Annotated in this window: 23 protein-coding genes, 1 tRNA gene and 2 pseudogenes; 20 read left to right on the top strand and 6 right to left on the bottom strand. The window is 72.5% G+C overall.

Features of this window, described 5'->3' with window-relative positions; translation table 11 throughout:
* The first annotated feature begins 111 nt into the window (after positions 1–111).
* A complete protein-coding gene (locus ABZZ79_RS26515) occupies positions 112–885 on the top strand; it encodes a sulfite exporter TauE/SafE family protein (protein WP_356692725.1) in 774 nt (257 codons plus the stop codon).
* An 85-nt stretch (positions 886–970) separates the two neighbouring features.
* The gene (locus tag ABZZ79_RS26510; RefSeq protein ID WP_356692723.1) at positions 971–1,768 is read left to right on the top strand and encodes a cobalt-precorrin-6A reductase; all 798 of its coding nucleotides are present in this window, start codon (positions 971–973) and stop codon (positions 1,766–1,768) included.
* A gap of 158 nt (positions 1,769–1,926) precedes the next feature.
* On the opposite strand, the gene cobF is transcribed toward ABZZ79_RS26510, so the two are convergent.
* Both cobF and ABZZ79_RS26500 read right to left on the bottom strand, forming a co-directional pair.
* Positions 1,927–2,700 (bottom strand): precorrin-6A synthase (deacetylating), encoded by a 774-nt coding sequence (gene cobF, locus ABZZ79_RS26505; RefSeq protein WP_356692721.1) that lies wholly within the window; start codon positions 2,698–2,700, stop codon positions 1,927–1,929.
* Between the two features lie 57 nt (positions 2,701–2,757).
* Positions 2,758–3,273 carry a DUF309 domain-containing protein gene (locus ABZZ79_RS26500; protein WP_356692719.1) on the bottom strand — a complete coding sequence of 172 codons (516 nt, stop codon included), beginning with the start codon at positions 3,271–3,273 and terminating at the stop codon, positions 2,758–2,760.
* Positions 3,274–3,375: 102 nt separating this feature from the next.
* On the opposite strand from ABZZ79_RS26500, the gene ABZZ79_RS26495 reads away from it, so the two are divergent.
* Positions 3,376–3,449 (top strand) — tRNA-Pro (locus ABZZ79_RS26495).
* Between the two features lie 76 nt (positions 3,450–3,525).
* Here the strand turns inward: ABZZ79_RS26495 and ABZZ79_RS26490 are convergent.
* Positions 3,526–4,194: pseudogene (locus tag ABZZ79_RS26490) on the bottom strand (chitinase); the annotation flags it as partial.
* Positions 4,195–4,450: 256 nt separating this feature from the next.
* On the bottom strand, positions 4,451–5,170 hold the full coding sequence (locus ABZZ79_RS26485) for a TetR/AcrR family transcriptional regulator C-terminal domain-containing protein (protein WP_356692717.1): 720 nt from the start codon (positions 5,168–5,170) through the stop codon (positions 4,451–4,453).
* Positions 5,171–5,313: 143 nt separating this feature from the next.
* On the opposite strand from ABZZ79_RS26485, the gene ABZZ79_RS26480 reads away from it, so the two are divergent.
* From ABZZ79_RS26480 to ABZZ79_RS26425, 12 genes are all read left to right on the top strand, one after another.
* Positions 5,314–7,920 carry a DegT/DnrJ/EryC1/StrS family aminotransferase gene (locus tag ABZZ79_RS26480; RefSeq protein ID WP_356692715.1) on the top strand — a complete coding sequence of 869 codons (2,607 nt, stop codon included), beginning with the start codon at positions 5,314–5,316 and terminating at the stop codon, positions 7,918–7,920.
* Positions 7,920–8,951 carry an LCP family protein gene (locus ABZZ79_RS26475; protein WP_356692713.1) on the top strand — a complete coding sequence of 344 codons (1,032 nt, stop codon included), beginning with the start codon at positions 7,920–7,922 and terminating at the stop codon, positions 8,949–8,951. The genes ABZZ79_RS26480 and ABZZ79_RS26475 overlap by 1 nt, the downstream gene beginning before the upstream one ends.
* Positions 8,951–10,102: a hypothetical protein gene (locus ABZZ79_RS26470; protein WP_356692711.1), complete on the top strand. Its 1,152-nt coding sequence runs from the start codon at positions 8,951–8,953 to the stop codon at positions 10,100–10,102. Before ABZZ79_RS26475 ends, ABZZ79_RS26470 begins: the two co-directional genes overlap by 1 nt.
* The gene (locus tag ABZZ79_RS26465; protein ID WP_356692709.1) at positions 10,093–11,571 is read left to right on the top strand and encodes a Wzz/FepE/Etk N-terminal domain-containing protein; all 1,479 of its coding nucleotides are present in this window, start codon (positions 10,093–10,095) and stop codon (positions 11,569–11,571) included. The genes ABZZ79_RS26470 and ABZZ79_RS26465 overlap by 10 nt, the downstream gene beginning before the upstream one ends.
* The gene (locus tag ABZZ79_RS26460; RefSeq protein WP_356692707.1) at positions 11,568–12,677 is read left to right on the top strand and encodes a hypothetical protein; all 1,110 of its coding nucleotides are present in this window, start codon (positions 11,568–11,570) and stop codon (positions 12,675–12,677) included. Before ABZZ79_RS26465 ends, ABZZ79_RS26460 begins: the two co-directional genes overlap by 4 nt.
* 1 nt (position 12,678) lies before the next feature.
* Complete coding sequence (locus ABZZ79_RS26455; RefSeq protein ID WP_356692705.1) at positions 12,679–13,971, top strand: O-antigen ligase family protein; 1,293 nt, start codon at positions 12,679–12,681, stop codon at positions 13,969–13,971.
* A 23-nt stretch (positions 13,972–13,994) separates the two neighbouring features.
* Positions 13,995–14,849, top strand: a complete 855-nt coding sequence (locus ABZZ79_RS26450) for a hypothetical protein (RefSeq protein ID WP_356692703.1) — start codon at positions 13,995–13,997, stop codon at positions 14,847–14,849.
* Positions 14,834–16,327: an oligosaccharide flippase family protein gene (locus ABZZ79_RS26445; RefSeq protein ID WP_356692701.1), complete on the top strand. Its 1,494-nt coding sequence runs from the start codon at positions 14,834–14,836 to the stop codon at positions 16,325–16,327. The genes ABZZ79_RS26450 and ABZZ79_RS26445 overlap by 16 nt, the downstream gene beginning before the upstream one ends.
* 183 nt (positions 16,328–16,510) lie before the next feature.
* Positions 16,511–17,506 carry a glycosyltransferase gene (locus ABZZ79_RS26440; protein WP_356692699.1) on the top strand — a complete coding sequence of 332 codons (996 nt, stop codon included), beginning with the start codon at positions 16,511–16,513 and terminating at the stop codon, positions 17,504–17,506.
* Positions 17,503–18,501, top strand: a complete 999-nt coding sequence (locus ABZZ79_RS26435; protein ID WP_356692697.1) for a glycosyltransferase family 2 protein — start codon at positions 17,503–17,505, stop codon at positions 18,499–18,501. Before ABZZ79_RS26440 ends, ABZZ79_RS26435 begins: the two co-directional genes overlap by 4 nt.
* Before the next feature lie 64 nt (positions 18,502–18,565).
* Positions 18,566–19,240 carry a sugar transferase gene (locus ABZZ79_RS26430; protein WP_356692695.1) on the top strand — a complete coding sequence of 225 codons (675 nt, stop codon included), beginning with the start codon at positions 18,566–18,568 and terminating at the stop codon, positions 19,238–19,240.
* Positions 19,240–20,214 carry an NAD-dependent epimerase/dehydratase family protein gene (locus tag ABZZ79_RS26425; RefSeq protein ID WP_356692693.1) on the top strand — a complete coding sequence of 325 codons (975 nt, stop codon included), beginning with the start codon at positions 19,240–19,242 and terminating at the stop codon, positions 20,212–20,214. Before ABZZ79_RS26430 ends, ABZZ79_RS26425 begins: the two co-directional genes overlap by 1 nt.
* Here the strand turns inward: ABZZ79_RS26425 and ABZZ79_RS26420 are convergent.
* Positions 20,186–21,127: a class I SAM-dependent methyltransferase gene (locus ABZZ79_RS26420; protein WP_356692691.1), complete on the bottom strand. Its 942-nt coding sequence runs from the start codon at positions 21,125–21,127 to the stop codon at positions 20,186–20,188. The two genes, ABZZ79_RS26425 and ABZZ79_RS26420, sit on opposite strands and share 29 nt — an antisense overlap.
* 111 nt (positions 21,128–21,238) lie before the next feature.
* Between ABZZ79_RS26420 and ABZZ79_RS26415 the strand changes: the two genes are divergently transcribed.
* The 5 genes from ABZZ79_RS26415 (at position 21,239) to ABZZ79_RS26395 (ending at position 26,718) form a co-directional block, all read left to right on the top strand.
* Entirely contained in the window at positions 21,239–22,483 is a 1,245-nt protein-coding gene (locus ABZZ79_RS26415; RefSeq protein ID WP_356692689.1) for a glycosyltransferase family 4 protein, read from the top strand.
* 16 nt (positions 22,484–22,499) lie between these two features.
* Positions 22,500–23,801 carry a UDP-glucose/GDP-mannose dehydrogenase family protein gene (locus ABZZ79_RS26410; RefSeq protein ID WP_356692687.1) on the top strand — a complete coding sequence of 434 codons (1,302 nt, stop codon included), beginning with the start codon at positions 22,500–22,502 and terminating at the stop codon, positions 23,799–23,801.
* Positions 23,802–23,819: 18 nt separating this feature from the next.
* Positions 23,820–24,782 (top strand): UDP-glucuronic acid decarboxylase family protein, encoded by a 963-nt coding sequence (locus ABZZ79_RS26405; protein WP_356692685.1) that lies wholly within the window; start codon positions 23,820–23,822, stop codon positions 24,780–24,782.
* A 65-nt stretch (positions 24,783–24,847) separates the two neighbouring features.
* Positions 24,848–25,510, top strand: coding sequence for an NUDIX domain-containing protein (locus ABZZ79_RS26400; protein ID WP_356692683.1), 663 nt, complete (start codon positions 24,848–24,850; stop codon positions 25,508–25,510).
* A gap of 182 nt (positions 25,511–25,692) precedes the next feature.
* A complete protein-coding gene (locus tag ABZZ79_RS26395) occupies positions 25,693–26,718 on the top strand; it encodes a sugar ABC transporter substrate-binding protein (protein WP_356692681.1) in 1,026 nt (341 codons plus the stop codon).
* 31 nt (positions 26,719–26,749) lie between these two features.
* Here ABZZ79_RS26395 and ABZZ79_RS26390 read toward each other — a convergent pair.
* Positions 26,750–26,840: pseudogene (locus tag ABZZ79_RS26390) on the bottom strand (cytochrome P450); the annotation flags it as partial.

The following is a 26,840-nucleotide window of genomic DNA, read 5'->3' as shown; positions in this document are numbered from 1 at the left end:
GCCGCGCGGCGCTCCGCACGTTCTCGCCTCTTGCCGGGCGTCCGGCAAGAGGCCGTGAGGCGAGACGCTCCTTACGGCCGCCCGATGCGTGCGCATAGCATCGGTCTCCGCATGAACACGATGACCCTTTGGCACATATCAGGCTGGGAGTTCGCCGCCCTGGCCGCCGCCGCCCTGCTCGTGGGCTTCTCCAAGACCGCCGTGAGCGGGGCCAACACCGTCAGCCTGGCGGTCTTCGCGGCGGTGCTGCCCGCCCGCGCCTCCACCGGTGTCCTGCTGCCGATCCTGATCGCCGGGGACGTGCTCGCCGTGCTCACCTACCGGCGGCACGCCCACTGGCCGACACTGCTGCGGCTGTTCCCGGCGGTCGCGGCGGGCGTGGTCGCGGGCACGGTCTTCCTGGTATGGGCCGACGACGAGGTGGTGCGTGTCTCCATCGGCGCGACCCTGCTGCTGATGACCGCCGTGACGCTCTGGCGCCGGCGCACCGTGGACAAGGAGGACGTCCCGGACGCGGTGACCACCCGCGCCGGGCGGATCAAGGCCCGCTCCTACGGCGTCCTGGGCGGCTTCACCACGATGGTCGCCAACGCGGGCGGCCCGGTGATGTCGATGTACCTGCTCTCCGCGGGCTTCCGCAAGCTCGGCTTCCTGGGCACCTCGGCGTTCTTCTTCCTCATCGTCAACGTGGCCAAGGTGCCCTTCAGCGCGGGGCTCGGGCTGATCGACGGACACTCGCTGCTGCTCGACGCCGCCCTTGTGGTGTTCGTCGTGCCGGGTGCCTTCATCGGCAAGTGGGCGGTGCGCCGGATCAACCAGCGGCTGTTCGAACAGATCGTGATCGTGGCGACCGTGGTGGGCGCGCTCCAGCTGCTGCTGCGCTGACCACACACTCCGGCTGCTACAGATGGGCCGCCGGCGGGTACGGATCGCCCGGGCGTCGAGAAGGGCGTCGCAGTAGGGTCGGGGCATGTTTCACGTGCTTGTTCTCGGGGGGACCGCGGAGGCCCGGCGGGTCGCCGGTGGGCTGGCGGGGCGGGGCGGGGTGCGGGTGACGACCTCGCTCGCGGGGCGGGTGTCGCGGCCCGGCGCGGTCGCGGGGGAGGTGAGGATCGGGGGGTTCGGGGGCGCGGAAGGGCTCGCCGAGTGGCTGCGGGAGCACGACGTGACCGCGCTCGTCGACGCCACCCACCCCTTCGCCGCCGCGATCACGAGGAACGCGGCCCGGGCGGCCGCCCTGAGCGGCGTACCGGCCGTCGTGCTGCGCAGGCCCGGCTGGCAGGCCGCCCCCGGGGACCGCTGGCACTGGGCGGACTCCCTGGAGGAGGCAGCCGCACTGCTGCCCGCCCTCGGTCGACGCGTGCTGCTGACCACCGGCCGCCTGGGCCTCGCCGCCTTCGCCGGGCAGACCGCACTGGAGTTCGTCGCGCGGTCGGTGGAGCCGCCCGAGCCGCCGATGCCGCCGCACACCGAAGTCCTCCTGGCCCGGGGGCCGTTCACCGAGGCCGACGAGAGGCAGCTGCTGCGCGAACGCCGTATCGACGTCGTCGTCACCAAGGACAGCGGGGGAGACTCGACCTCCGCCAAGCTCACCGCGGCCCGTGAACTGGGCCTGCCCGTCGTGATCGTACGGCGCCCGCCCCTGCCGGACGGAGTGGCCGCCGTACCCGATCCCGAGGCCGTGCTGGACCGCCTCGGCCTCGGACACACCGCTACGGAGCCGACCCGGAGACCGACTGCCGGGAGCGGTCCGGCGGGCCCGTGCTGAGGTCCTCCACCGGCAGACGCTCGGCGGCCTCGGCGGCCATGCGGTCGAAGACCGGGAGCAGCACCCCGGCGGCACATGCTTGCGTGTGGCGACCGGGGGAGGCCCGCTGCCCGTAGGAGGACCGCGCGGAACGCCGGATCAGGTGGTCGGGGCGCCGCTCACGCGTCCTTCGGGTTGCGGCGCAGCAGATAGGTGTCCATGATCCAGCCCTTGCGCTCGCGCGCCTCGGCCCGCAGCCGCTCGATGCGCGGCGCCGCCTCGGCGATCGGCCCGGAGGCGAGGATCTCGTCCGGGGTGCCGATGTACGCGCCCCAGTAGATGTCGATGTCCTGGTCCGCGTACCGCCGGAAGGCCTGGTGGGCATCCAGCATCACCACCACGTCGTCCACGCCCTGCGGGAAGCCCTCGGCCAGCCGCCGCCCGGTGGTGATCTGCACCGGCCGGGCCACCCGGTTCAGCCCCGTGCGATGCCGTGCCACCAGCGCGGAGACACTGCTGATACCCGGGATCACGTCGTACTCGAAAGTCACCGCACCCCCCTCCAGCACCTCCTGGAGGACAGCGAGTGTGCTGTCGTAGAGCGCGGGGTCCCCCCACACCAGGAAGGCGCCCGTCTGCTCCTCGCCGAGCTCCTCGGTGATCAGCCGCCCGTAGATGCCGGCCCGCGCGCTGCGCCAGTCCCCGACCGCCGGGGAGTACGCCGCCCCGCCCGCGCCGCGGTCCCGCTCGGGGTCGCGGGCCTGGACGACCCGGTACGAGCCCTCCGGGATGTGCGTCCGCAGCATCTCCTGGCGCAGGTCGGTGAGATCCGCCTTGACCTCGCCCTTGTCCAGGATGAAGAAGACGTCCGTGTCCCGCAGAGCCCTGACCGCCTGAAGAGTCAGCTGGTCGGGGTCGCCCGCGCCGATACCGATGACATGAATCCTTCGCACGCCCCGAGTCTGCCGTACGCCACCGACACCGTGTACACCGGCCGGGTGGCCCGGCCCTCAGGACGCCTGCTCGCGCCGCAGCCGGGGTGCCCGGTCCGCCGCGTCCACCGGCCCGCCCCCGGCCTCCATCCCGTCCGCCAGCTCCCGCGCCCAGGCCACCACGCCCGCGAGGTCCATCCCGTGCGGCCGCGGCCGGCCGCTGCGAGCCGCCCACTCCTCGGCCCCGGCCGCCCCGCGCCGCAGCAGTCGTGCGCCGCCCGTGGTGTTGCCGCGCGCCGCGTGGGTCAGGCCCACGGCCACCTGGGCGAGGGCGCGCCACAGGGCGCGCTCCTCCTTCGGGCCGGACTTCCACGCGTCCTCGAACACCTCGTGCGCGTGGAACGGCTTGCCCTCGGCGAGCAGGGCCTGGGCCTCGGCGACCGTCTCGTCAGGGGTGCGCGCGACGCCCTCCGGCTGCCGGGCCACGCCCTGCGTGCCGTAGGGCAGGGGGCGGCCCAGGCCGTCCCGCGGCCGGGCGTTGCGCGCCCGTCCCTCGTCGTCCCGGTCCCGTCCGCCGCCCGCCGTACGCTCCATACGGCCATTGTCCGCCCTGGCGGCGGCCGCGTTCGGCCGGGCCGGTCGGGTGCGGTAAAGTACTGTCCGCACGATCACGCGGATCACCGCTGGTCGCGGCACCGGGACGTGGCGCAGCTTGGTAGCGCACTTGACTGGGGGTCAAGGGGTCGCAGGTTCAAATCCTGTCGTCCCGACGGTGCGAAAGGGCCCCCGCGGGCGAGAGTCCGCGGGGGCCCTTTGTCGTTTCCTGCCGCCGATCCCCGGCCGTCGTCAGCAGTAGAGGTTGCCGCCCGGGGAGACCCCGAGGATCGACGTGAACCGGTTGTAGGAGTCGACGCGGCTCTGCATCTGCGCCGGGTTGCGGCCGTCGCGCTCCAGGGAGCCGTTGATCGAGCGGATGGTCTGGTCGAAGCCGGCGCTGCTGACCATGGCGTTGTGCGGGGTCATGGTGCCGGGGCCGGACTGGGTGTTCCAGTACCACAGGCCGGTCTTCCAGGCCACGGACGCGTCGTTCTGCACCAGCCAGGGGTTGTTGAGCAGATCCAGGCCCAACGCGTCACCGGCCGCCTTGTAGTTGAAGTTCCAGCTGAGCTGGATGGGGCCGCGCCCGTAGTAGGCGGCCTGGCCGGCCGGGCAGCCGTAGGACTGGCCCCAGTCGCAGTAGTGGGGGTAGTTGGCGGTGTTCTGCTCGACGACGTGGACCAGGCCGCCGGTCTCGTGGTTGACGTTGGCGAGGAAGGCCGCGGCCTCCTGCCACATCACCGTGTCGCCGCCGGTCCGGGCGAAGCCCGGGTAGGCGCTCAGGGCCGTGACCAGGCCGTTGTAGGTGTAGAAGGAGTTCCCGTTCGGGAACATCTGGTTGAACTGCGCCTCGGTGACCACGAATCCGGACGGGGTGCCGCCACCGCCGCTCGCGGGCGCGTTCCACTTCTGGTTCGCCGCGTGCGGGTGCGGGTGCGGGTGCGGGTGGGTGGAGGGCCGCTCGCGCAGTTCCCCGCGCCCCTTTTGGTGGTCGGGTGGCGTCTCGGGTGCGGGGCGGCTTGGGCTGGTCGCGCAGTTCCCCGCGCCCCTTTGGGGTGGTTGGCCTTCGCGGTGTTGATGGGTTGGGGCGGGGTGGGGCTGCCTCTTTTGGGGCGCGGGGAACTGCGTGCTCAGCCGTGGGCGGCAGGCCCGCAGGGAAGGGTGGGGTGCTGGGTCAGGGTGCCGTGGTGAAGCGGTCGAGCAGGGCGTCCAGGCCGGTCGACAGGCCCTCGGGGCCGCCGCGTTCGGCCAGGGCGGACGCGGCCTCGCGCAGCCGGGGGAGTTCCTGGGCGGGCATGCGGTGCAGGCCGAGGCGGAAGGCGGGGTCGGACTCGTCGGGGTTGTCGACCATCTGGCGCAGCTCCACGGAGACGTAGCCGAGGATCCAGGCCTGGAAGGCACGGAACACCGTGGTGGCCCGCGCCGCGTCCAGTCCGGCCTCCCGCAGCAGGCCGAGCACCCGCTCGTGCTCGCGCAGCACGGCGAGCGGGCGGCGCGCCAGCGGAACCGCCAGCATCCGGGTGGACAGCAGCGGCACCACCCGCGGGTGGGCCAGGCAGACGTCGTACGTCGCCCGCGCGATCCGGTGCAGTCCGGCCCGCCAGTCGGGCTCCCCGTCCGGCAGCCGCTCCTGCAGTTCCAGGTAGAGGGCCTCGACCAGGCCGTCCAGCAGGGCGTCCTTGCTCGCCGCGTACCGGTACAGCGCCATGGCCTCGACGCCCAGCTCGGCGCCCAGGCGGCGCATGCTCAGCGCGGCCAGGCCCTCCCTGTCGACCAGCGCCAGCGCGCTGGCCAGCACCCGCTCCCGGCTCAGCCGCCCGTAGTGGCCCCGGTCGCTGGCGCGTCGCGCCGGTCCCGCTGCGGCGCCTCGTGCCCCGCTGTGCTCGTCCGCCATGTCCGGCCTCCCCGGTGGTCCGTTGCTGTTGACTCTAGGCATTCCCGGGGGCAAAGTGTACGTATACGTCGTAAACATACGCCTTACGCGTCTTGCGGTGGCGGCAACGGCGGCGTCGTACCCGTACCACCGGGGAGTACTCGATGACGAGCGAACCGGACATCCCCTTCGCCAGGACCCGGATCACCCCGGACGCCCGGCGCGCGGTCCAGAGGGTCCTGACCTCCGGTTGGGTGACCACCGGTCCCGAGACGGAGCGGTTCGAGGCGGAGTTCGCCGACTACGTCGGCGCCGATCACGCGATCGGCGTGAGCTCCTGCACGGCCGCCCTCGAACTGTCCCTGCGCGCCCTGCACCTGCCCCCCGGCGGCACCGTCCTGATCCCCGCGATCACCTTCTGCGGCGCGGCCCACGCGGTCCTCAACGCCGGGCTCAAACCCGTGCTCGTCGACGTCGACCCGCGCACCGCCGCCGTCACCCCGGCGACCGTCGCCCGCGCGGCCCGCGCCTGCGGCTGCCCCCAGGCCATGATGGTGCTGCACTACGCGGGCGCCCCCGCCCCGGTCGACGACCTCGCAGCCGCCGCCCGTGTGCCGCTCACCCATGTCGTCGAGGACGCCGCGCACGCGCTGGGCACCACGGTCGGCGACCGGCCCGTCGGCAGCCTGTCGCGCGCGACCTGCTTCAGCTTCTACGCCACCAAGAACCTGCCCATCGGCGAGGGCGGCATGGTCACCACCGACGACGCCGAACTCGCCGCCCGCATCCGGCGCACCCGGCTGCACGGCATGTCGGCCGACGCCTGGTGCCGCTACCTGCCCGGCGGCACGCCCGACTACACGGTCGAGGAGGCCGGCCTGAAGGCCAACATGACGGACGTCCAGGCCGCCGTGGGACGAGCCCACCTGCGGCGCCTGGACGCCTGGCAGCAGCGGCGGCGGGAACTGGCCGCACGGTACGAGGCGGCCCTCGCCGACGTGCCCGGCATCGAGCCGCTTCAGTCGGACACCGAGGGGCGGCACGCCCGCCACCTGTACGTCGTACGCGTCCAGGACGAGTACGGCACCGCCCGCGACGAGCTGATCGTCCGCCTCGCCGACGCCGGCGTCGCCACCTCCGTGCACTTCGTCCCGCTGCACCGTCTGCCCTACTTCCGCGACCGCTCCCTGTCGCCGCCCGGCGGCCTGCCCGGCGCCGACGCCCTCCACCCCCGGCTGCTCTCCCTGCCGATGTACCCCGACCTCACCGACCGGCAGGTCGACCGGGTCTGCGGCGAGCTGGCCCGGCACAGCCGCGCCCCGGCACGCCCGAGGGCCGGGCTGCGCACGCTGGTGATCGGCGCGGGCGAGGCCGGCCGCGCCCTGGCCCGCGACCTCGCGCACAGCCCCGCCTATGGCCTCCGCCCGGTCGGCTTCCTCGACGACGACCCGGGCAGGCACGCCGAACCGCCCGTCCTGGGCAACCTGGACGCCACCCGCCAGACCGTGCGCGACCACCGCATCGAAGCGGTCGTCGTCGCCATCCCCGGGCTCGCCCCCGACCGCTTCCGCGCCGTCGCCGGCGCCGCCGAGGCCGAGGGCGCCAGCGTGCGCTACCTGCCGTCGTTCATCGCCGCGCTGCGCCGCGACGTGGTCGGCGGGGACATGCGCGAACTCGACGTCAACGAGCTGATCGGCCGGGCCGAGATGCACGTCGTCAGCCCCGAGGCCCGCTCGGTCGTGGCCGGCCGGCGCGTCCTGGTGACCGGCGCGGGCGGCTCGATCGGCAGCGAACTGTGCCACCAGGTCCACGCCTTCGGCCCCGCCCGGCTGTACCTGCTCGACCACGACGAGTCGAACCTCCACCGGCTCCAGCTCGAACTGTACGGGGACGCGCTGCGCAGCGACGACACCGTGATCGCGGACATCCGCGACCGGCCCCGCATCGACCAGATCTTCCGCGAACTGCGCCCCGACGTCGTCTTCCACGCGGCCGCCCACAAGCATCTGCCGCTCCTCGAACTGCACCCCTGCGAAGGCGTGAAGTCCAATGTGCGCGGCACCGAGAACCTGGTGCGCGCCGCGGCGGCCGCCCACACCGCGCGCTTCGTGCTGATCTCCACCGACAAGGCCGCCGACCCCGTCTCCGTGCTCGGCGCGACCAAGCGGCTCGCCGAACTCATCGTCCGCGAGGCCCAGCACGACGCCCCGCCCGGCACCGTCTTCACCGCCGTACGCTTCGGCAACGTGCTCGGCAGCCGCGGCTCCCTGCTCTCGGTCGTGGCCGAACAGCTCGGCAGCGGCACCCCGGTGACCGTCACCCACCCCGACGTGACCCGGTTCTTCATGACCGTCGAGGAGGCCGTCGGCCTGGTCCTGGAGGCGGCCCGGATCGCCCGCGGCGGCGAGGTGTTCGTGCTGGACATGAACAACCCGGTCCGGATCGTCGACCTGGTCCGCAAGTTCGCCCGCGCCCGCCACATCTCGGACGTGGACATCCGCTTCACCGGTCTGCGCCCCGGCGAGAAACTCAACGAGACGCTGTTCGCCGCCCATGAACAGCACACTGCGACCGCCCATCCGCGCATCCAGGCCGCCACGTCCTCGGCCCCGCACGACCCCGGCCTGCTGCCCGTCCTGTACGACGCCGCGGAACGCAACGACACCCCTGAAGTGCGCCGCGTCCTCGCCGCGCTCCTGCCGGGCTTCCCGGCCGCCGAACCGCAGCCCTCGCGCGCCGTGCTCGCGGGCCCCTACCCGGACGACTTCTGATGACCTGGCCGCAGTGGACCCCGAGGCAGCGTCCACCGCGCCGCCACCACCGGCTGCGCATCGCGCTGGCGCTGGTCCTGGCCGCCCTGCTGGGCCTGGCGGGCCTGGCCGCCGGCGGCGTGTGGTGGGCCACCGACCACTACGGCGACCAGGTGAGCCGCATCCCCGACGCCTTCCCCACCGGCCCCCGTGCGCCCAAACCCGTCGGCCATGACGGCGGTACGACCTTCCTGCTGGCCGGCGTCGACAGCCGCTCCGAACGTCCGACGACCGGGAGCGACGCGACGGCGGATCTGTGGAGGTACGGCGCGCAGCGCAGCGACACCCTGATGCTGGTCCACCTCAGCGGTGACCACCGCAGCGCCTACACGATGTCCATCCCGCGCGACAGCTGGGTCCCCGTCCCCGGCCACGGCTCCGCCAAGATCAACGCGGCCTTCTCCTGGGGCGGCCCACCCCTGCTGATCAAGACGGTCGAACAGCTCACCGGCACCCGCGTCGACCACTTCGGTGTCATCGACTGGCACGGCTTCCGCACCCTGACCGACGCGGTCGGCGGCGTGCCGGTCACCGTCCCCGCGGACGCCTACGACCCGGAACAGGGCCGGACCTTCACCGCCGGCCGGCATCTGCTGAACGGCGACGAGGCTCTGGCGTACGTGCGGCAGCGGCACGGGCTGCCCGGCGGCGAACTGGACCGGATCGAGCGGCAGCAGCAGTTCCTGCGTGCCCTCGTGGGTGAGATCCGCGGCGACGTCGCTCTCACCGATCCGCTGGGCACCGCGAAAGTGGTCGACGCGATCACCCGCTCGGTGAGCGTGGACGACCAGATGTCCAACAGCGACCTGCGCGGCCTCGCGCTGGGCCTGCGCCACCTGAAGACGTCGGACGCCCGGTTCGCCACCGCGCCGATCGTCCGCTCGGACCGGATCGACCGCCAGTACGTCCTCATCCTCGACAAGGAAGCGCTGCGGGCGCGGTGGCACGCAGTCGAGTCGGGGAACCCCTCGCAGCCCGGGAGGTCTCGGTGATGACCGCGGAGACCAGACGCGTCCTCGTCATCTGTCAGCTGGACGCATACGCCAACGGCGTGAAGCCCTTCGAGATCCGGCGCTTCCTTCAGGAGCGGGGTCACGAGGCGCACCTCGTCGACACCTACGGCCTGAGCCGGTCCCCCCGCGGACCGGGGCCCCTCGCGGGCAGGCTCCCGGCGCCCAGCCCGCGCAAGGCGGCCCTCTACGCCACCGAGGCGGCGTCGGCCCTGCTCACCCGGAAGTGGGGGTTCGGACGGCGCCACCTGTCCTACTACTTCCTGGTCGCCGAGCACCGCCTGCGCCGCGGCATCCTGAAGCGCGAACTGCCGATGGACGACTACGACCTGGTGATCTGCGAGACCGTCTACGACGCCGGAGTGCTGGCCGACGTCACGACCGCCCGCACGCTGTACGACGCCCCGGCCCCCTGGGCGGACGAGGTCTACTTCGACGGCAGACTGAGCGAGCGGCAGCACCAGAAGCTGCGCCGGCTGGAGACCGGGATCTTCGAGGGCGTCGACCACCTGGCTCTGCACTGGGAGTCGTACGCGCACTACGCCGTCGAGCGGTACGGGATCAGCGGACGCAATCTGATGCCGCTCAACTTCGGATGCAGCCCGTCCGAGAAGCGTGCCGAGTTCGCCGATCCGCCCCGGATCGCCTACCTCGGAAACGTGAGCGCGGGCTTCAACGACCCCGCGCTGCTGGCCCGGCTGTCGGCGCAGTACCCGCACATCGACGTCTACGGGGGACCCCCGCCCGACTCCAGGCTCGGGCTGCGCTACCGGGGGTACGCGCCGTCCCTGGACGTGCTGAAGGAATATCAGCTCGGACTGGTCACCTGCACGAAGGACCCGCTGCGCAGAGACGGCTTCTCCTCCAAGCACGTCCACTACCTGGCGCACGGCCTGCCCGTCCTCGTGCCCACCTGGCGGCGGCGTCTGGATCTGCTGCGCGGGTCGCTCCCCTACACGGAGGAGTCCTTCCGCTCGGTGGTGGACGCCATGCGGGACAAGGACCGGTGGCAGGCGGCCAGTGACGAGGCGTACGCCCAGGCCACACGACTGAGCTGGAACGAGACGCTGCGGCCGCTGGAGCGGCTCGTCGGCGGGCGCCCTGCGCCGCGGAAGGACTCGACATGGACCTGAAAGCCTACCTTCGCCTGCTTCGTCACCACTGGGTGGCCATCGTGGTGATCGTGGCCGTGTGCGCCGTGGCCGGCGCCGTCTGGGCCGGGTCGCAGCGCCCGACCTACGCGGCCAAGGTCCAGATGCTCGTGACCGTCACGTCCCCGCGCCAGGACGCGAGCGAGGCCTACCAGGGCGCTCTCCTCGCCCAGCAACGCGCCAAGTCCTACACGACCGTGCTGATGAGCGATTCGGTGCTCCGGCAGATCCGGGACCAGCTGCGTCTGCCGTACTCGGTGGAGGAAATGAAGTCGCATGTCAAGGCGACCAATCCGACCGACACCGCGATCATCGAGATCACCGCCCTGGACCAGTCGCGCAGCCGTGCGCTGCAGATCGCCACGGGCGTGCCGCCCGCCTTCTCGAAGGTCGTCACCTCCGCCGAGAACCCCGAGCTGCCGGGCTCGCCGGTCCGCAGTCCCGCGATCGGCGTGCTGACACTCGACCGCGCCGAGCTGCTGGCTCAGCCCGTCTCCCCGAACAAGATGTTCGACATCATGCTCGGCGTCCTCGCGGGACTTGTGCTGGGCATCGGCTGGGCCGTGGTCCGCGAGCTGTCCCCCGGGCCCGTCCGCGACGCCGAGGACCTGGCACGCGCCACCGACGCCGACCTCCTCGGCGTGCTGCCGCCGCATGAGAAGGCACCTGGCGGGGGCCTTCGGCTCGGTGGCCAGGGGGCGGCGCCGGACGTCGAGGCGTACCGGTGGCTGGCTCTGGCCCTGGAGGCGGCCGGCCGCGGCCGGGTGCCGCAGAGCGTCGTCCTGGCGACGCCTACTCCCGGGGAGACGACCACACGTGTCGCGGCCGGACTCGCCGACGCCGTCGCCGAGAGCGGCAGCCGGGTCGTCCTGGTCGACGCCGGGGGATCCGGAACGGAACTGGCGCGCCTGCTCGGCCTGTCGACGTCGTGGGGCCTGCGGGACGTGCTGGCGCAGCGGGTCTCCGTCGACGACGCGCTGGTGCCGCCTCGTGACGACGTGCCCCTGATGGTGCTCAGCGGCGGCTCGCGGCGACCCGGCACGGCCGTGCCGGTCCTCAAGCAGGCCGATCTGGCCCGGCTGCGCGAGGAGCTGGAGCGGCGGGCGGACGTCGTCGTCTTCGCCGGGCCCGCGGTACTCGAGGGGAGCGCGGGGACGATTCTGTCCCGCGCCGTGGGGCGAGCCGTCCTGCTGGTCGACGCCAAGGGCACCCGCGGCCCGGACGTCACCCTGGCCGTCCAGCGACTGCGCTCGGTCGGCGTCACGGTCCTCGGGACCGTGCTGATGGGGGTCAAAAGGCCCCACAACCGGCCGTACATACCAACCGTTCCGCCCGTGACACGGCTTGACGGCTACGACCGTCACCCGGCCGGGGCTCAGCCCCGCACCACGGCGTGGTCCTCGACGCCCCACGCTCCCGCCCCGCTCGGGCCGAGGGAGAAGCGGCCATGACGAAGAAGCGCGTTCTGGTCATCGGCCAGCTGGACGGATTCGCCAACTCGGTCAGGCCCGTTCAGATCCGGCGTTTCCTGCAGGAGCGCGGGCACGAGGTGCGGATGGCCGACACCGCGGCGCTGAGCCGGGCGTCCGCGTCCGCGCGGTCGCTGCGCGGAAAGCTGCCCGCCCTCCGTCCGGCGAGAATGGCCCTGTACGGAACGGAGTTGCTCGCCGCGCTGCTCACGCACCGCCGGCCGCTCGGCAGGCGCTTCCTGTCGTACTACCTGCTGCTCGCCGACCACGGGCTGCGCCGCGCCATACTCCGGCGTTCGCTGCCGCTCGACGACTTCGACCTGGTGATCTGCGAGACCCCCAACAACTCGGGTGTGCTGACCGCGACCGGGACCCGGACCCTGTACGACTGTCCCCAGCCCTGGGCCGACGAGATGTACTTCCAGGGCCGGCTCACCGAGCGGCAGCACCTCAAGATGCGCAGGCGGGAGAAGGAACTCTTCGAACGGGTCGACCATCTGGCCTTCCAGTGGGACACGTTCGTCAGGTACACCGTCGAGCAGTACGGCATCGACGAGGGCAACGTCATGCGGCTGGACTTCGGCTGCACGCCCTCCCCGCACCGCGCCCGGTTCGCGGATCCGCCGCGCGTCGTCTACCTCGGCTACCTCGGAATGGAGTTCATCGACCTTCCGCTGCTCGCCCGGCTCAGCCGGATCCATCCCCGCATCGATGTCTACGGGGGTCCTCCGCCGCCGCCCGAGCTGGGGCTCAACTATCTGGGATACGCCTCTCCTGATGTCCTGCGGAACTACCAGCTGGGTCTGATCACCTGCAGCCGGGACGAGCTGATGCGCAACGCCGTCTCCGCCAAGCACCTGACCTACCTGGCGTACGGACTGCCGACCCTCGCCCCGGCCTGGCGACGGCACGCCGAGCGGCTCGGCGGAACCTTCCTGTACACGGAGAACGACTTCGCGTCGCATGTGGAGGCGATGCGGGACGAGCGCCGCTGGCAGCAGGCCAGTGACGCGGCGTACGCGCAGGCCCGGCTGTTCTCCTGGGACAGGACACTGCGTCCCCTTCAGGAGCTCCTCAAGGACGGATGACATGGCCCCGACCCTGTACGGCCCAGAGCGTGCGGCGGCACGTCCCCGGATCCTGCTCGGGCTGGTGCTGGTCGCCGCCGCGATGCCGGTGCGCTTCGGCGTGTCCGCGCCCCTGCTCGGGTCGGTGTCCGTGCTGGACATCATGCTCTGCGTCGCGGCGGCGAGCCTCGCCGTCGGCTGGGCCGTCAGGCCCCTGGACATCGGCTACCCCCGGCTGTTCCTGCTGCTGTGCATCCCCATGGCCGCCGCCGCCCTGTCGATGCTGTGGTCGCTGGACCGGGGGGCGACCTTCCTCGCCACCGTCGTCTATGCCGAAGGCGTGATCGCCTACCTCTTCGTCGTGCGGGAGCTGGCCGGAGTCTCTGCGGACCGGGTGATGACGTACATCCGGCGCTACAGCTACCTGCTCATCATCCCGGCCGTACTGCTGCTGCTGCGGGTGCCGGGCTTCGCGCCCCAGGACGCGCAGGCGCCCGTCGGCTCGGACCGGTACCTGTCGTACTACACCCGGCTGTCGCACCCGGTGCTGGGCCCCTCCAACAACCTCGCCAGCGTCCTCGCGCTCTTCGTGCCGATCCTGCTGTACTGGGGGCACACCCGTCACGACCGCAGATGCACGGTGGCCAGCTACGTCACTCTGATCGCCGTCGTGTGCACCCTCTCGCGGGGGATCATCGCCGCGCTGCTGTTGGCGGCGGGTCTCGCGGGACTGGGGTATCTCGTCAGGAACCGGCAGGTCGGCGGCCGGGTGATCGGCAAGGCTGTCGCCGCGCTGGTGACGGTCGTGGCGGCCATCGTGATGCTGCATCAGTTCAACCCGGACACACGGGAGTTCTTCGGCTCCCGGTTCAGCCCGGCCAATGTCTTCGTCCGCACGGAGTTCGCCGTCGAGGCGGTGGGCAGGATCGCCGATCGGCCGGTCCTCGGCTACGGTGCCGGCGTCGCACCCGGCGGCATCGAGGATCTGGCCCGTGTCCACAACACCTATCTCCAGCAGGCGCTGAACTACGGTCTCCTGCTGGGCGCCCTCGTCTCGCTGACGCTGGTCGGGATGGCGCTGTTCTTCTTCTCCCGCTGGCGCACGAGTCCGGAGGCCCGGGTCGTCGGCTTCACCCTGCTCGCACAACTCGTCGTCTTCGCCGTCGAGTCGAGCTTCGAGGGGACCGTCCTGCGGGTGCTGTTCTATCTGTCGGTCGGGCTGCTCACCGCGCTGGTCCGGGCCTGCGAAGCACAGCGGGCGCCGGTGCCGCGGACCGATCCGGCCGACGGCGCCCATCCGCCCCTCCGCCGGTGACCCGCTCCTTCCGGAGGGTCGTCATGCACCAGGAACTCACCATCCGCACCAGAAACCGCGCGGACGGCCTGCGCCGGTGTCTGCGGTCCGCCGCGGCACAGCCGACGCCGTCCGACCGTCCGGTCGTCGCCGACAGCGGCGACACCGCCGCGACACGGCGCCAGCCGGCATCCTTCGCCGAGATCGCCGAGATCGCCGAGATCGCCGAGATCGCCGAGATCGCCGAGATCGCCGAGATCGCCGAGATCGCCGAGATCGCCGAGATCGCCGGGATCGCCGTGCGGTGCCCCGGGACCGCTCGCGGGCTCACCCCGCAGCGCAGCGCGGGGCTCGGCCGGATCGCGGTCTCGACGGCCGTGGCCCACTTCGACGACGACACCGTTCCCGACCCGGACGGCCCGCACCAGATCCTGGCGGCGTTCGGGAACCGGCCGGCCGTCGGGGGAGGGGGCGGACGCGGTGCTCGGCCGCCGGAGCCCGCCCCGCCCCGTTGTCGCCGCGGCCACATCGGCGGCCCGCGTCTCGACGAGGGCCGGGCCGGCCACGGCATCGCGGACGACATGGACTTCTGCGCGCGGGTGGCGCGACGGGCGCCGCTCGGGTGGACACCCCTGGCCGTGCTGGACCACCGGCTCTCCCCGGCCAGCCGCGAGAGCATGGCGCTGACGCTGCGCCGCACGATCCGCGGTAGTCGGCGGCTCGCCCAGGACCGGGCCCCTGTGGGGCGCGTCAACCGGGGCGCGGTGAGCCACGGAATCCTGGAGCGCATGGTCCCGGTGCTGCCGGCCGTGCGCCACCGGTCCGCCCCCTACGCCGGGCCGGGCAAGGCATGCACCGTCGACACCGTCAGGAGGGCTCCGGTGTGCGGACCTCACTGACGGACGACAGTTCCCTGACGCGGGTCGAGGTGAAACGCCGGGCGACCGCGGGGGTGTTCTTCGTCGCCACCCGATGGCTGCTGATCGTGGTCCTGGGGTTCGTGGGCAACATCATCGTGGCCCGGCTGCTCACTCCTGAGGACTTCGGCCTGGTGGCGTTCGGCATGGTGGTCGTGCTCTTCACCCAGCTGGTCTCGGACGGGGGGCTGGGCGCGGGACTCATCCGGCGTGCCGAGCCGCCCACCGACGCCGAGCTGGGGGCGCTGAGCGCCTTTCAGCTCGCGGTGACCGGGGCGGTCTCGCTGGCGACCGTGGCCGTCGCGGGTGTCTTCGGGCAGGGCGGCTGGGTCACGGCGATCATGGTGGGTTCGATGCCGTTCGTCGCGCTCCAGTTCCCGGGCCGGATCCTCATGGAGCGTGCGCTGCTCTACCGGCGGCTCGCGGTGGTGGAACTCGTGCAGGCGGTGGCCTTCCAGGCGTGGGCCGTCGGTACCGTGATCATGGGAGCCGGGGTGTGGGGACTGGCGACGGCGACGCTCGTACGGGGGTTGGCCGGCGCCGTCATGGTGGCGTGGGTCTGCCCCGAGGGGCTGGTCCGCCCCCGTTTCGCCACCCGTCTCATCAAGCCGCTGCTGAGCTTCGGGATCCGGTTCCAGGCGGTCCACGTCGTCTGGATCGGGGGCGAGCAGACGCTCAACGCGTCCGTCGGCGCGGTCGGCGGCATCTCGGACCTGGGGCTCTGGGTGCTCGCCAGGCGCCTGGTGGAGGTCCCGCTGATGCTCACGGCGTCCATCCGCCGCGTCTCCTTCCCGGTGATGTCGAAACTGATCGCCGCGCAGGAGAACGTCGGGCCGCTCATCGAGCGGGCGATGGGGGTGACGGCGATCAGCGGGGGATTCCTCCTGGCGGCGCTGGCCGGCGGGGCGCCCGGACTTGTTCCGGGGATCTTCGGGGAACACTGGCAGGCCGCGAGCTCGATTCTGCCCGGGGCATGTCTCGCCGTGGGCATCAGCGGACCCGTCCTGGTCGCCACCCAGGGCTTTCTGTTCGTGGTGGACGACGCCACGGCGGTCCTGCGGGGCGAGATCGTCCAGGAGGTCCTGTGGATCTCCCTGTCGCTCGGGCTGTATCCCGTGCTCGGGATCGCGGCGGTGGGGATCGGATGGGCGATCGCGTCGGTGCCGCAGGCCGTGATCCTCTGCCGTGCGACGACCCGCCGCAGCCACGCCGCGCTGCTGCGGCCGCTGCTCGTTCCCCTGACCGTGGGGGCGTGCGCGTCGGCGGCGGGATGGGAGATCACCGTACGGGCCGGCTCGGGCCTCGCCGCGGGATTCCTCGGAGCGTCGGCCTCGGTCCTGCTGTTCGGCGCCGGACTGGCCCTGTTCGACCGGACGCGGCTGCGCGACACGTGTCGGCTCGGCCTGACGGCGGTGCGGAACGCGTGGGGCGGCGGCCGGAGCGGTCGTACGGCCGAGTAGCCGGGCCCTGGTTGCCCGCCTCGCCACTATATGCTTAGTATGTACGTATACGACGTAAACGTACCAGGACGCGTCGATGACGCGTCAGCGACGATGCTTGCGCGGTGAGCTTGCGTGGATCACAGCCCGGACTTCTGTGCCGTCACTCCGTACGGGCGGAGCGCCGGGAGTTCCCGTGTCCGTGTGTACGAGTGGCTGGACCGCCTCGGCACCGAGGTCACCGTCGGCGGCTATCTGTCGCTGCCGGACGCCTCCGTCTCCCGGCTCGCCCGCCGCCCGATGTCCGTCCTGCGCGCGGAACTGCGGCTCGGCGCCCTCGCGAGCACCCGCCCCCGGCGGCTGCTGCTCCACCGGGAGGCCTCCCCGCTCAGCCGGGGCTGGTGGGAGCGGCGGCTGCTCAAGAGCGCCGAGTTCGCCGTGTACGACTTCGACGACGCCCTGCAGTGGGACCGCGGCGAGGGCGGCCTCGTGCGCCGGCTGGCCCCCAAGGCGGGCAAGGCGCTGGTGGCCGTGCGGCACGCGGACCGGGTCATCGCGGGCAACGCCGTGCTGGCCGACTGGGCCTGCCGTTATCAGCGGGACGTCGTCGTCATCCCCAGCTGCGTGGCCGTCGAGGACTACCGGCCCAAGGCGTCGTACGAACTGCGCGACCCACCGCGGCTCGGCTGGATCGGCTCGCGGCACAACGAGGCGTATCTGCTGGAGATCGCCGACGCCCTGACGGAGGTGCACCGCAGGACGGGGGCCCGGCTGACGCTCGTCGGGACGACCGTGCCCTCCCTCGGCGGCCTGGAGTCCTTCATCGACCGCGTCGCCTGGAGCCCGGCCGGCCAGCGGACGGCCCTGGCCGAGATGGACATCGGCCTGATGCCCCTGCCCGCGACCGCGTACGCCCTCGGCAAGTGCGGCTACAAGCTGCTCCAGTACGCCGCCGCCGGGCTCCCGGCGGTGGCCAGCCCGCTGGGGGTCAACGCCGGTCTCCTGGACGAGCTGGGCATGCCCGCGGCATGGACCCGGGACGAGTGGATCAGCGCGATCCTCGGTCTGATCGGACAGTCCGCCGCCGCCCGGGAGCGCCTCGGCCGGACCGCCCGGGAAGTCACCGCCCGCGCGTACTCCTACGACGAGTGGCTGCCCCGGTGGAGGGCGGCCCTGGAACTCGAAGCGGTGCCGTCGTGACGGCCGCGACGGGGACCGCGCCCACCGCGGACGTGGTGATCGTGAACTGGAACACGGGCCCGTATTTGGGGGAGTGTCTGCGCTCGATCGCCGACACCGACCGGTCGCTGTTCCGGGTGGCGCGGATCGTCGTCGTCGACAACGCCTCCACCGACACCTCGCTCGACGGTCTGAGCGCGGCGGACATTCCCCTCGACGTGGTGCGCAACGGGAGCAACCGCGGGTTCGCCACGGCCTGCAACCAGGGCGCGGCCCGGGGCGGGAGCGACTTCGTGCTCTTCCTCAACCCGGACACGCGGCTGCGTTCCGACACCCTGCGCGTCATCGGCCGGTTCCTGCGGACGCCCGCGGCGGACCGCTTCGGGATCTTCGGGGCCCTCATGGTGGACCGGTCCGGGCGTCCTCAGATCTCCTGTTCGAGATTCCCCAGTCTGCGCGGATACCTCGGCAGGATGACGGGACTCGACCGGCTGGTGCCCCGCCTCCTGCCGCCGCAGCATCTCAGGCCCGAGGAACTGAACCGGTCGGGCCCGGTGGATCAGGTCATCGGGGCGTTCTTCCTGGTGCGCCGGCCCCTGTTCACCTCCCTGGGAGGCTTCGACGAGGGCTACTTCCTGTATCTGGAAGAGGTCGACTTCGCCCTGCGGGCGCGCCGGGCCGGCTGGCCGTCGTACCACGTGAACCAGGCCAGGGTCTGTCATATCGGCCAGGTGAGCTCCGCCCAACTCGGGCCGTGGCGGCACTACTTGTCGCTGTGCAGCCGCAGCCGTTACGCCTTCCGGCAGTGGAAGGCGCATCGCGCGTGGCTGCTCGTCGCGCTGAGCCTGTCCGTGGAACCCCTCGCGCGGCTGGCGGTGGCGGCCCGGCGAAGGCAGTGGGGAGATCTAGGACCCACCCTGGCCGTCTACTGGCGGTTCCTGCGCTGGTTCCGCGACGGCCGCGGACTGGGTCCACCCCCGCGGCCGGTGTCGCGGAGCCGCTCGACTCCCCCTTGACCTTGTGTCGTATGGGGTGGAAAATGACGTTTACGATGTAAATTTACAGTATCGAGGGCACTCTATGAGCACCGTCGACCGCACTCCCTCCCACGCTCCGCTCACCGCGAGCGCGGTGGGCGTCGGCGCGGCGCGCCGGAGCCTGGACGTCATCGTCGCCCTCGCCCTGTCGGCCGCCCTCGCCCCCGTGCTGCTGCTGATCGCCGTCCTGGTCGCCGCCACGAGCGGCAGGCCGGTGCTGTTCCGGCAGCGGCGGATCGGAGCGGGCGGCGTCGAGTTCACCCTCTACAAGTTCCGCAGCATGCGGGCCGACTGCGCGGGTGTCCGGGTCACCGGCGGCACCGACTCACGGGTGACCGGCACCGGGCGGCTGCTGCGCCGGCTCAACCTGGACGAGCTGCCGCAGCTGTGGAACGTACTGCGCGGCGACATGACCCTGGTCGGCCCCCGCCCCGAGATCCCCGAGCTCGCCCGGCGCTACCCGCGAGAGCACCGCTGGGTCTTCCGGCACCGTCCGGGCCTCACCGGCCCCTGCCAGCTCCGCTCGCGCGCCTGGGCCGCCGATCTCGACGGGCGCCCCGACCCCGAGCACTACTACCTGACCGTGCAGGTGCCCCAACGTGTGGCGCTGGACGCGGAGTTCCTCGCCCACGCCACGGTCGGCAACGTCGTACGGTTCACCGCCCGCACCCTCGTGTACGTGGTGTCGGCCCTGTGGGACCAAGGAGGCGGTTCCTGATGCGTGCCGTGGTGACCGGAGCGGCCGGATTCATCGGCTCGCACCTGTGCCAACACCTGCTGGCCCACGGGGACGAGGTCGTCGGCGTCGACGCCATGACCGCCTTCTACGACCCCGTGCGCAAGCGCCGCAACCTCGCCCCGCTGCTGGGCCGCGACCGGTTCGTCTTCCGCCGCGGCGACCTGCTGCGGCTGCGTCTGGAGCCGCTGTTCGGCGCCGCGGACGTGGTCTACCACCTGGCGGGCCAGCCCGGCGTGCGCGGCTCGTGGGGCAGCGAGTTCGCCGTCTACCTCGAACGCAACGTGCTGGTCACCCAGCACGTCCTGGAGGCGGCCCGGGACGTCCGGCTGCCCCGGCTGGTCTTCGCCTCCAGCTCCTCGGTCTACGGCGACGCCGAGGCCTACCCGACTCCGGAGACGCTGCGCCCGCGCCCCGTCTCCCCGTACGGCGTCACCAAGCTCGCCGCCGAGCAGCTGTGCGAGACCTACCGCACGGTCTTCGGCGTCCCCGCGGCCTCACTGCGGCTGTTCAGCGTCTACGGCCCCCGGCAGCGGCCGGACATGGCCTTCGCGCGGCTGGTCACGGCCGCCTGCGCGGACCGCCCCTTCCCGCTGTACGGCGACGGCGGGCAGAGCCGGGACTTCACCTACGTCGGCGACGTGGTGAAGGCCATGCGCGCGGCGGCGCTGTCGGGGTGGGCCGGGGTCGCCAACCTCGGCGGCGGCTCCGAGGTGACTCTTCGTCAGGTCATTTCGCTGCTGGGTGAGCTGGCCGCGCCGGTGCGGGTGGTGCCGGGTCCGGCCCGGCCCGGTGACGCCCGGCGCACCGCCGCCGACATCACCCTGGCCCGGCGCGCCTTCGGCTACCGCCCGGCGACCGGCCTGCGCACCGGACTGGCGGCGATGGTGGCGGACGCGGTCCGCGCGGACCCCGTGGGAAGTTCCCCTACTGGGCCCCTCGGTAGTACCGGATGACCTCCTCGGGCGGCATCCCCCGTTCGCGTCTGCGACCCAGGAAGTAGAGAGCCGAGGCGTCGTCCTGCGCGAAGTCCGGCGGCGCGAGCCGGTCCAGTGCCCGCAGCCAGAACAGCAGGGCCCGCACCCCGCGGCCCGCGGTGGGGGAGCGGGTCAGGGAACGCACCACGTGGTCGACGCTCCAGAGCAGTTGGGTGCCGGGCCCCGCGACGGCGCCGGCCCCGAGCTCCTCGAACCGGCCGAAGAGATGGCGGTGCCCGCTCGCCGTGTAGCGGGTGAAGTCGTGGGCCCCGGCATGGACCTGCTGGAGGAACGGGGTCTCCGCGTAGACCAGACCGTCCTGCCTGAGCACGCGGTGGATCTCGGCGACCACCCCCGGCGGATCGAGCACATGCTCCAGGACGGCCTGCACCACCACCGCGTCGACGCACGCCGAGGGCAGCGGGATCTGGTGGGCGTCGGCGACGAACTGGGTGAACGGGCTGCCGACGATGTCGAAGCCGATGACCTCCAGGCGTGGATCGCGGTAGACCGCGCCGATGCCGTTGCCGACCGTGGCCCCGCCGACGACGAGCAGCCGGGGCGCCGGGCCGGGAAGGGCGCGCAGCAGCAGCTCGACATTGCGGGCCGCGACCCGGTTGGGCGGCTTGACCAGTCGGCGCAGTGGAGCGGGCAGGCGTTCGGCGCGGCCCCCAGCGCCCTGTGTCGTCACCGCGTCGAGGTTCACGACGCTGCGTTCGAAGTCCACGAGGACGGGCCATCGGCCGGCCAGGGGGAACGCCCCGTCGCGGTGATGGGCGCAGTCGGCGGCCGTGCAGCGGAAGCCGTCCGGCTCCATTGCCAGCTCCGCCCGGCAGCGCGGACACACGAGCAGGCGCCTGAGGTCGTGCAGCGCGGCCAGGGGCATAGCCATTCCTCCAGCATCCGGTTCGGCGTCCATTTTCCTCCGTGTTGACCGGAATTGCCTGAAGAGAGATGATGTACGTGTACGTCGTAAACGTACGCCCTATATCGGCGGTGATGGATGATGCGGAACGGGACCCTCGTCCCCGGCCCCGAGCGCCTGCGGGCCGCGGCCCCCGGCTGGCCCGAGCCACTCCCGCAGGTGGTGCCGACCGCCCAGCTCCCGCCCCCGCCCGTACTGCCCCGCGTCAAGGTGCTGCACGTCATCACCCGCTTCCAGGCGGGCGCCGGCGGCAACACCCTGCTCACGGCCCTGGGAATGGACCGTGACCGCTACGACGTGTGGATCGCGGGCGTCCCGGGCGGAGAGCTGTGGGAGCCCGCCCGCGAGGCCGGTCTGCACACCGTCGAACTGCGCGGCTTCCGCCACACATTGACCCCGGCCGACGCCCTGGTGCTGTGGCGCCTGATGCGGCTGATCAGGCGGGAACGGTTCACGGTCGTGCACACCCACTCCGCGAAGGGCGGCTTCCTCGGGCGGATCGCCGCCCGGCTGTGCCACACGCCCGTGGTGGTGCACACCTTCCACGGCTTCAGCTTCCACCCGAGCCAGTCCCGCCCCCGCCGCGCGGTCTACCGCGTCCTGGAGCGGGTGACCCGTCGCTGCACCCACCGGTTCCTGGCCGTCTCCCCGCGCGTCGCGCGGCAGGCGGTCGAGGAGCGCCTCGCGCCCCCTGGCCTGGTCCGCGTCGTCCCCTCGGCCGTGGACCTCGGGAACATCCCCGAGCGGTTCGATCCCCTCGCCCGCCGGATGCTCGGCGTGTCCCGCGCGACCCCGCTCGTGGGGACCGTCGGCCGGATCGACGCGCAGAAGGCGCCGCTGGACTTCGTCCGCATGGCGGCCGCTCTCGCGGCGCGGCGCCCGGACACCGCCTTCGTCATGATCGGCGACGGCCCCCTGACCGAGGACGTGCGGCGACTCGCCGCCCGCCTCGGGGTCCACATCACCCTCACCGGCCACCGCCCGGACGCGGCGAGGCTGGCGGCGGGCCTCGACGTCTTCGTCATCAGCTCGCTCTACGAGGGGCTCGGCCGCGCCCTCACCGAGGCGCTGGCCGCCGCCCGCCCGGTCGTCGCGACGGCTGTCAACGGCGTGCCCGACCTGGTCGAGCACGGCGCCACCGGACTCCTCGTCGCGCCCACCGCCCCCCAGGACACCGCCGACGCGGTCGGCTGGCTCCTGGACCACCCGCACGAGGCCGCCCGGATGGGGCGTCAGGGCCGGCTGAGGGTGCGCGCCGCGTTCGCCCCGCAGTCCATGTGCGCGGCGGTGGACGCCTGTTACCGCGACCTGCTCGGGACGTGACCCCACGGAGTGACCCATGCGCCTCACCGTCATCGGCACCGGATACGTAGGAGCCGTCCACGCCGCCTGCCTGGCCGACCTCGGCCACGAGATCCTCGGGGTGGACGTCGACGCCGAGCGGATCGCCGAACTCGCCGCCGGACGGCCGCCGTTCTACGAACCGGGGCTGGGCGCGCTGCTGAAGCGGGGGGTGGAGACGGGACGGCTGCGCTTCTGCACCTCTCCGGCCGAGGCCGCCCGGTTCGCCGACACCCACTTCCTGTGCGTCGGCACCCCGCCGATGCCCGGCTCGGGAGCCGCCGACCTACGCCATGTCGAGGGCGCCGCGGACACCCTGGCCCCCCATCTGACCGACGGCGCGCTGGTCGTCGGCAAGTCCACCGTGCCCGTCGGCACGGCGGCCCGGCTGGCCGCGCGGCTGCCCGGCGCGGAGGTCGCCTGGAACCCCGAGTTCCTGCGCGAGGGCTGCGCGGTGCGCGACACCCTGTGCCCGGAGCGCATCGTCGTGGGCACGGTCTCGCCCGCGGCCGAGGCGCGGCTCAGGGAGATCTACGCGCCCCTGCTGGCCGCTGGAGCCCCGTTCATCGCCACCGACCCGGCCACCGCCGAACTGGCCAAGCTCGCCTCGAACTCGTTCCTCGCCACCAAGGTCTCCTTCGTCAACGCCATGGCCGAGATCTGCGACGCCACCGGCGCCGACGTGCTGACCCTGGCCCGGGCGATGGGCGCGGACACCCGCATCGGGTCCCGCTTCCTCGCGCCTGGCCTGGGCTTCGGCGGCAGCTGCCTGCCCAAGGACATCCGGGCCCTCGCCGCCAGCGCGGAGGCGCTCGGCCTCGGCAGTTCGGTGGCCTTCCTGCGGGAGGTCGACGCCATCAACACCCGCCAGCGCGACCGCACCGTCGAACTGGCCCGGCAGTTGCTCGGCGGCGGCTTCGCCGAGCGCAACGTCGCGGTGCTGGGCGCCGCCTTCAAGCCGCACAGCGACGACGTCCGCGACTCGCCCGCGCTGGCCGTCGCCGAGACCGTACGGCAGGCCGGCGCACAGGTCCGGGTGCACGATCCGGAGGCCGTCGACAACGCCCGAGCCGCCTGTCCCGCGCTCCAGTTCGCCCCGGACGTCACCAAGACCTGTGAGCGGGCCGACCTCGTCCTGCACCTCACCGAGTGGCCCCAGTACCGGGATCTGGACCCGGCCGCGCTCGCCGTCGTGGTGCGCGCCCCGCTGCTTGTCGACGCCCGGCACACGCTCGACGCCGACGCCTGGCGCACGGCCGGCTGGACGGTGCGCGCACCGGGCCGGCCACGGCTCGGCTGACCGGCGGGAGGTGGCGCGATGCGTGTCGTGGTGTCCGGCGGAAGCGGTTTCCTGGGTTCGCATCTGTGCGAGGCACTGGTGCGCAGGGGAGACAGCGTGCGCTGCCTGGACAACTTCTCCTCCGGCCGGATCGCCAACATCGCCGCACTGCTGGACAATCCGCGTTTCGAGTTCACCCTGTGCGACGTCACGGACGAGCCCAGCCTCTCCGGCGGCATGGACGCCGTGATCCACCTGGCCAGTCCCGCGTCCCCGTACGACTACCTCAGCCGGCCGCTGCAGACCCTCGCCGCGGGCGGCCGGGGCACCGAGAACCTGCTCCGCCTCGCCCACCACCACCGGGCCCGATTCCTGCTGGCCTCCACCAGCGAGGTCTACGGGGACCCCACCGTGCACCCCCAGCGCGAGGACTACTGGGGCCACGTCAACCCGATCGGGCCGCGCAGTGCCTACGACGAGTCCAAGCGGTTCGCCGAGGCCGTCACCGCCGCCTACCGGCGCAGCGAGGGAGCCGACACCGCGATCGCCCGGATCTTCAACACCTACGGCCCCCGGATGCGGGCCCACGACGGACGGGTCGTCTCCACCTTCATCCGCCAGGCCCTCGACGCCGAACCGCTCACGCTGCACGGGGACGGCAGCCAGACCCGCAGCTTCTGCTACGTCGACGACATGGTCAGCGGCCTGGTCGCCATGCTGGACAGCACCCTGGCGGGCCCGGTCAACCTGGGCAACCCGAACGAGCGGACCGTGCGCGAACTCGCCGAGCTGGTCCTGCGGATCACCGGCTCGCACAGCGAGCTGCGTCATCTGCCGCTGCCCGAGGACGACCCGGCCCGCCGCCGCCCCGACATCACCCGCGCCCGCGAAGGACTCGGCTGGCAGCCGCGGGTACCCCTGGAGGAGGGCCTGCGGCACACCGTCGCCTGGTTCGCCCACCGCCCGGAGCCGCTCACGGTCCCGTTCCGGCCACGGCCGTGACCGATCCGGTTTCGCACAGGTGTGGTAGAAGCGCGTATGACCAATGCGACCGATCTGCACAGCCGATGACCGCCGGCATCGACACCCCGGACCACCGGGGCCGCACCGGGCTCGACCGGACCGGACTCGACCTGAGCGGCAATCCGCGGGTGAAGGTGCGGGAGGTGCGCCTGCTGTCCAGCCACTGGTACGTGGAGCGCGCCACGACCTTCGACCTCCAGCGGGCCGACGGCACCTGGAGCACCCAGCAGCGTGAGACGCACGACCGGGGCAACGGCGCGACCATGCTGCTCTACGACCCCGAGCGGGAGACCGTCCTGCTCACCCGGCAGTTCCGGTACCCGGTGTATGTCAACGGCCACCCGGACGGCATGCTGGTCGAGACTCCCGGCGGGCTGCTCGACGACGAGGACGAGCAGCCCGAACTCGCCGTGCGGCGCGAGGTGGTGGAGGAGACCGGGCACACCATCGGCGAGGTCCGGCACGTCTTCGACGTCTATATGAGCCCCGGCTCGGTCACCGAGCGCGTGAGCTTCTACGCCGCCGAGTACGGCCCCTCCACGCGCACCCACGAGGGCGGCGGCCTGGACGAGGAGGGCGAGGACATCGAGATCCTCGAACTGCCCTTCCGCAGGGCCCTGGAGATGATCCGCTCCGGGGAGATCGCCGACGCCAAGACGATCATGCTGCTCCAATGGGCCGCGCTGGACGGGCCGTTCGCGGGCTGACCGGACGAGCGGGCGGGTACTCCTGGGAGGAGTGCCCGCTTCTGTTTCGATTTGTCCTGACATTCTGACCTGCGTCCGAAACTATGTCTGGACAAAGCATTGACAGGGGGCGTGCCCGGGAGTTTGATCCGGACCCAGCAAACGGTGCCTTTCCCCCGGTCGCACAGTGAGGTGCAGGAAAGATGAACCGCTCTTCTCGCTCCCGCTCCCGCAGCACCACCACCGCCCTGGCCCTGGCCGCGGCGGCAGCCCTGATCCTGGCCGGCTGCTCCAGCGGCTCCGGAGGCAAGAAGGCCGAGGAGGCCGACGCGGCCTCGGGCGGCTCCGCGGGCAAGGCCACGACACCGCGCATGACCATCGCCCTGGTCACCCATCAGTCACCCGGCGACACCTTCTGGGACATCGTCCGCAAGGGCGCCGAGGCCGCCGCCGCCAAGGACAACGTCAAGCTCGTCTACTCCGCCGACCCGAACGCCGGCAACCAGGCCAACCTCGTCCAGAACGCCGTCGACCAGAAGGTCGACGGTATCGCCGTCACCCTCGCCAAACCGGACGCCCTCAAGGACGTGGTGAGCAAGGCGAAGGCGGCCGGCATCCCCGTGGTCGGCCTCAACTCCGGTGTGAGCGAATGGCAGCGGCTCGGCCTCATGGAGTTCTTCGGCCAGGACGAGACGGTCGCCGGCGAGGCCCTCGGCAAGCGCCTGAACGAACTCGGCTCCCGGCACGCCGTCTGCGTCATCCAGGAGCAGGGCAACATCGGCCTCACCCAGCGCTGCGACGGAGTGAAGAAGTCGTACTCCGGCACCCTGGACATCCTCTATGTCAACGGCACCGACATGCCCTCGGTGAAGTCGACCGTCACCGCCAAGCTCAAGAAGGACGGCGACATCGACCACGTCGTCGCCCTCGGCGCCCCCATCGCCCTGACCGCCACCCAGTCGGTCTCCGAGGCGGGCAGCGAGGCGAAGGTCGCCACCTTCGACCTCAACAAGCAGCTCACCAAGGCCATCGCCGACGGCAGCGTCGAGTTCGCCGTCGACCAGCAGCCCTACCTCCAGGGCTACCTGGCGATCGACTCGCTGTGGCTCTACAAGAGCAACGGCAACTACCTCGGCGGCGGCGAGCAGCCCGTGCTCACCGGCCCGGCCTTCGTCGACAGGTCCAACGTCGACACCGTCGACGCGTTCGCCGCGAAGGGCACACGGTGATGAGCACCGCCCCGCACGCCGGCCCGGCGGCGCGTCCGATGCAGGCCCGCGCGCCGGTGCCGAACGGCTTGAAGGCGTGCGGCGGCCGGGACCGTACGGCGGCCGCGTCGAAGCGGTCCGGG

Source organism: Streptomyces sp. NPDC006458 (assembly GCF_040612135.1).
GTDB lineage: Bacteria > Actinomycetota > Actinomycetes > Streptomycetales > Streptomycetaceae > Streptomyces.
Note: the sequence above shows the minus strand (reverse complement) of the source record. Positions and strands in the feature narration are given on the sequence as shown.

Bases quoted from the DNA above. Each gene is read 5' to 3' on its own strand.
- ABZZ79_RS26425 (WP_356692693.1), top strand. From the start codon at position 19,240: ATGCGTGCCGTGGTGACCGGAGCGGCCGGATTCATCGGCTCGCACCTG.
- ABZZ79_RS26465 (WP_356692709.1), top strand. From the start codon at position 10,093: ATGGACCTGAAAGCCTACCTTCGCCTGCTTCGTCACCACTGGGTGGCC.
- ABZZ79_RS26510 (WP_356692723.1), top strand. From the start codon at position 971: ATGTTTCACGTGCTTGTTCTCGGGGGGACCGCGGAGGCCCGGCGGGTC.
- ABZZ79_RS26415 (WP_356692689.1), top strand. From the start codon at position 21,239: ATGATGCGGAACGGGACCCTCGTCCCCGGCCCCGAGCGCCTGCGGGCC.
- ABZZ79_RS26430 (WP_356692695.1), top strand. From the start codon at position 18,566: ATGAGCACCGTCGACCGCACTCCCTCCCACGCTCCGCTCACCGCGAGC.
- ABZZ79_RS26500 (WP_356692719.1), bottom strand. From the start codon at position 3,273: ATGGAGCGTACGGCGGGCGGCGGACGGGACCGGGACGACGAGGGACGG.
- ABZZ79_RS26485 (WP_356692717.1), bottom strand. From the start codon at position 5,170: ATGGCGGACGAGCACAGCGGGGCACGAGGCGCCGCAGCGGGACCGGCG.
- ABZZ79_RS26400 (WP_356692683.1), top strand. From the start codon at position 24,848: ATGACCGCCGGCATCGACACCCCGGACCACCGGGGCCGCACCGGGCTC.
- ABZZ79_RS26475 (WP_356692713.1), top strand. From the start codon at position 7,920: ATGACCTGGCCGCAGTGGACCCCGAGGCAGCGTCCACCGCGCCGCCAC.
- ABZZ79_RS26470 (WP_356692711.1), top strand. From the start codon at position 8,951: ATGACCGCGGAGACCAGACGCGTCCTCGTCATCTGTCAGCTGGACGCA.
- ABZZ79_RS26395 (WP_356692681.1), top strand. From the start codon at position 25,693: ATGAACCGCTCTTCTCGCTCCCGCTCCCGCAGCACCACCACCGCCCTG.
- ABZZ79_RS26515 (WP_356692725.1), top strand. From the start codon at position 112: ATGAACACGATGACCCTTTGGCACATATCAGGCTGGGAGTTCGCCGCC.
- ABZZ79_RS26405 (WP_356692685.1), top strand. From the start codon at position 23,820: ATGCGTGTCGTGGTGTCCGGCGGAAGCGGTTTCCTGGGTTCGCATCTG.
- ABZZ79_RS26455 (WP_356692705.1), top strand. From the start codon at position 12,679: ATGGCCCCGACCCTGTACGGCCCAGAGCGTGCGGCGGCACGTCCCCGG.
- ABZZ79_RS26480 (WP_356692715.1), top strand. From the start codon at position 5,314: ATGACGAGCGAACCGGACATCCCCTTCGCCAGGACCCGGATCACCCCG.
- ABZZ79_RS26410 (WP_356692687.1), top strand. From the start codon at position 22,500: ATGCGCCTCACCGTCATCGGCACCGGATACGTAGGAGCCGTCCACGCC.
- ABZZ79_RS26450 (WP_356692703.1), top strand. From the start codon at position 13,995: ATGCACCAGGAACTCACCATCCGCACCAGAAACCGCGCGGACGGCCTG.
- ABZZ79_RS26460 (WP_356692707.1), top strand. From the start codon at position 11,568: ATGACGAAGAAGCGCGTTCTGGTCATCGGCCAGCTGGACGGATTCGCC.
- ABZZ79_RS26420 (WP_356692691.1), bottom strand. From the start codon at position 21,127: ATGGCTATGCCCCTGGCCGCGCTGCACGACCTCAGGCGCCTGCTCGTG.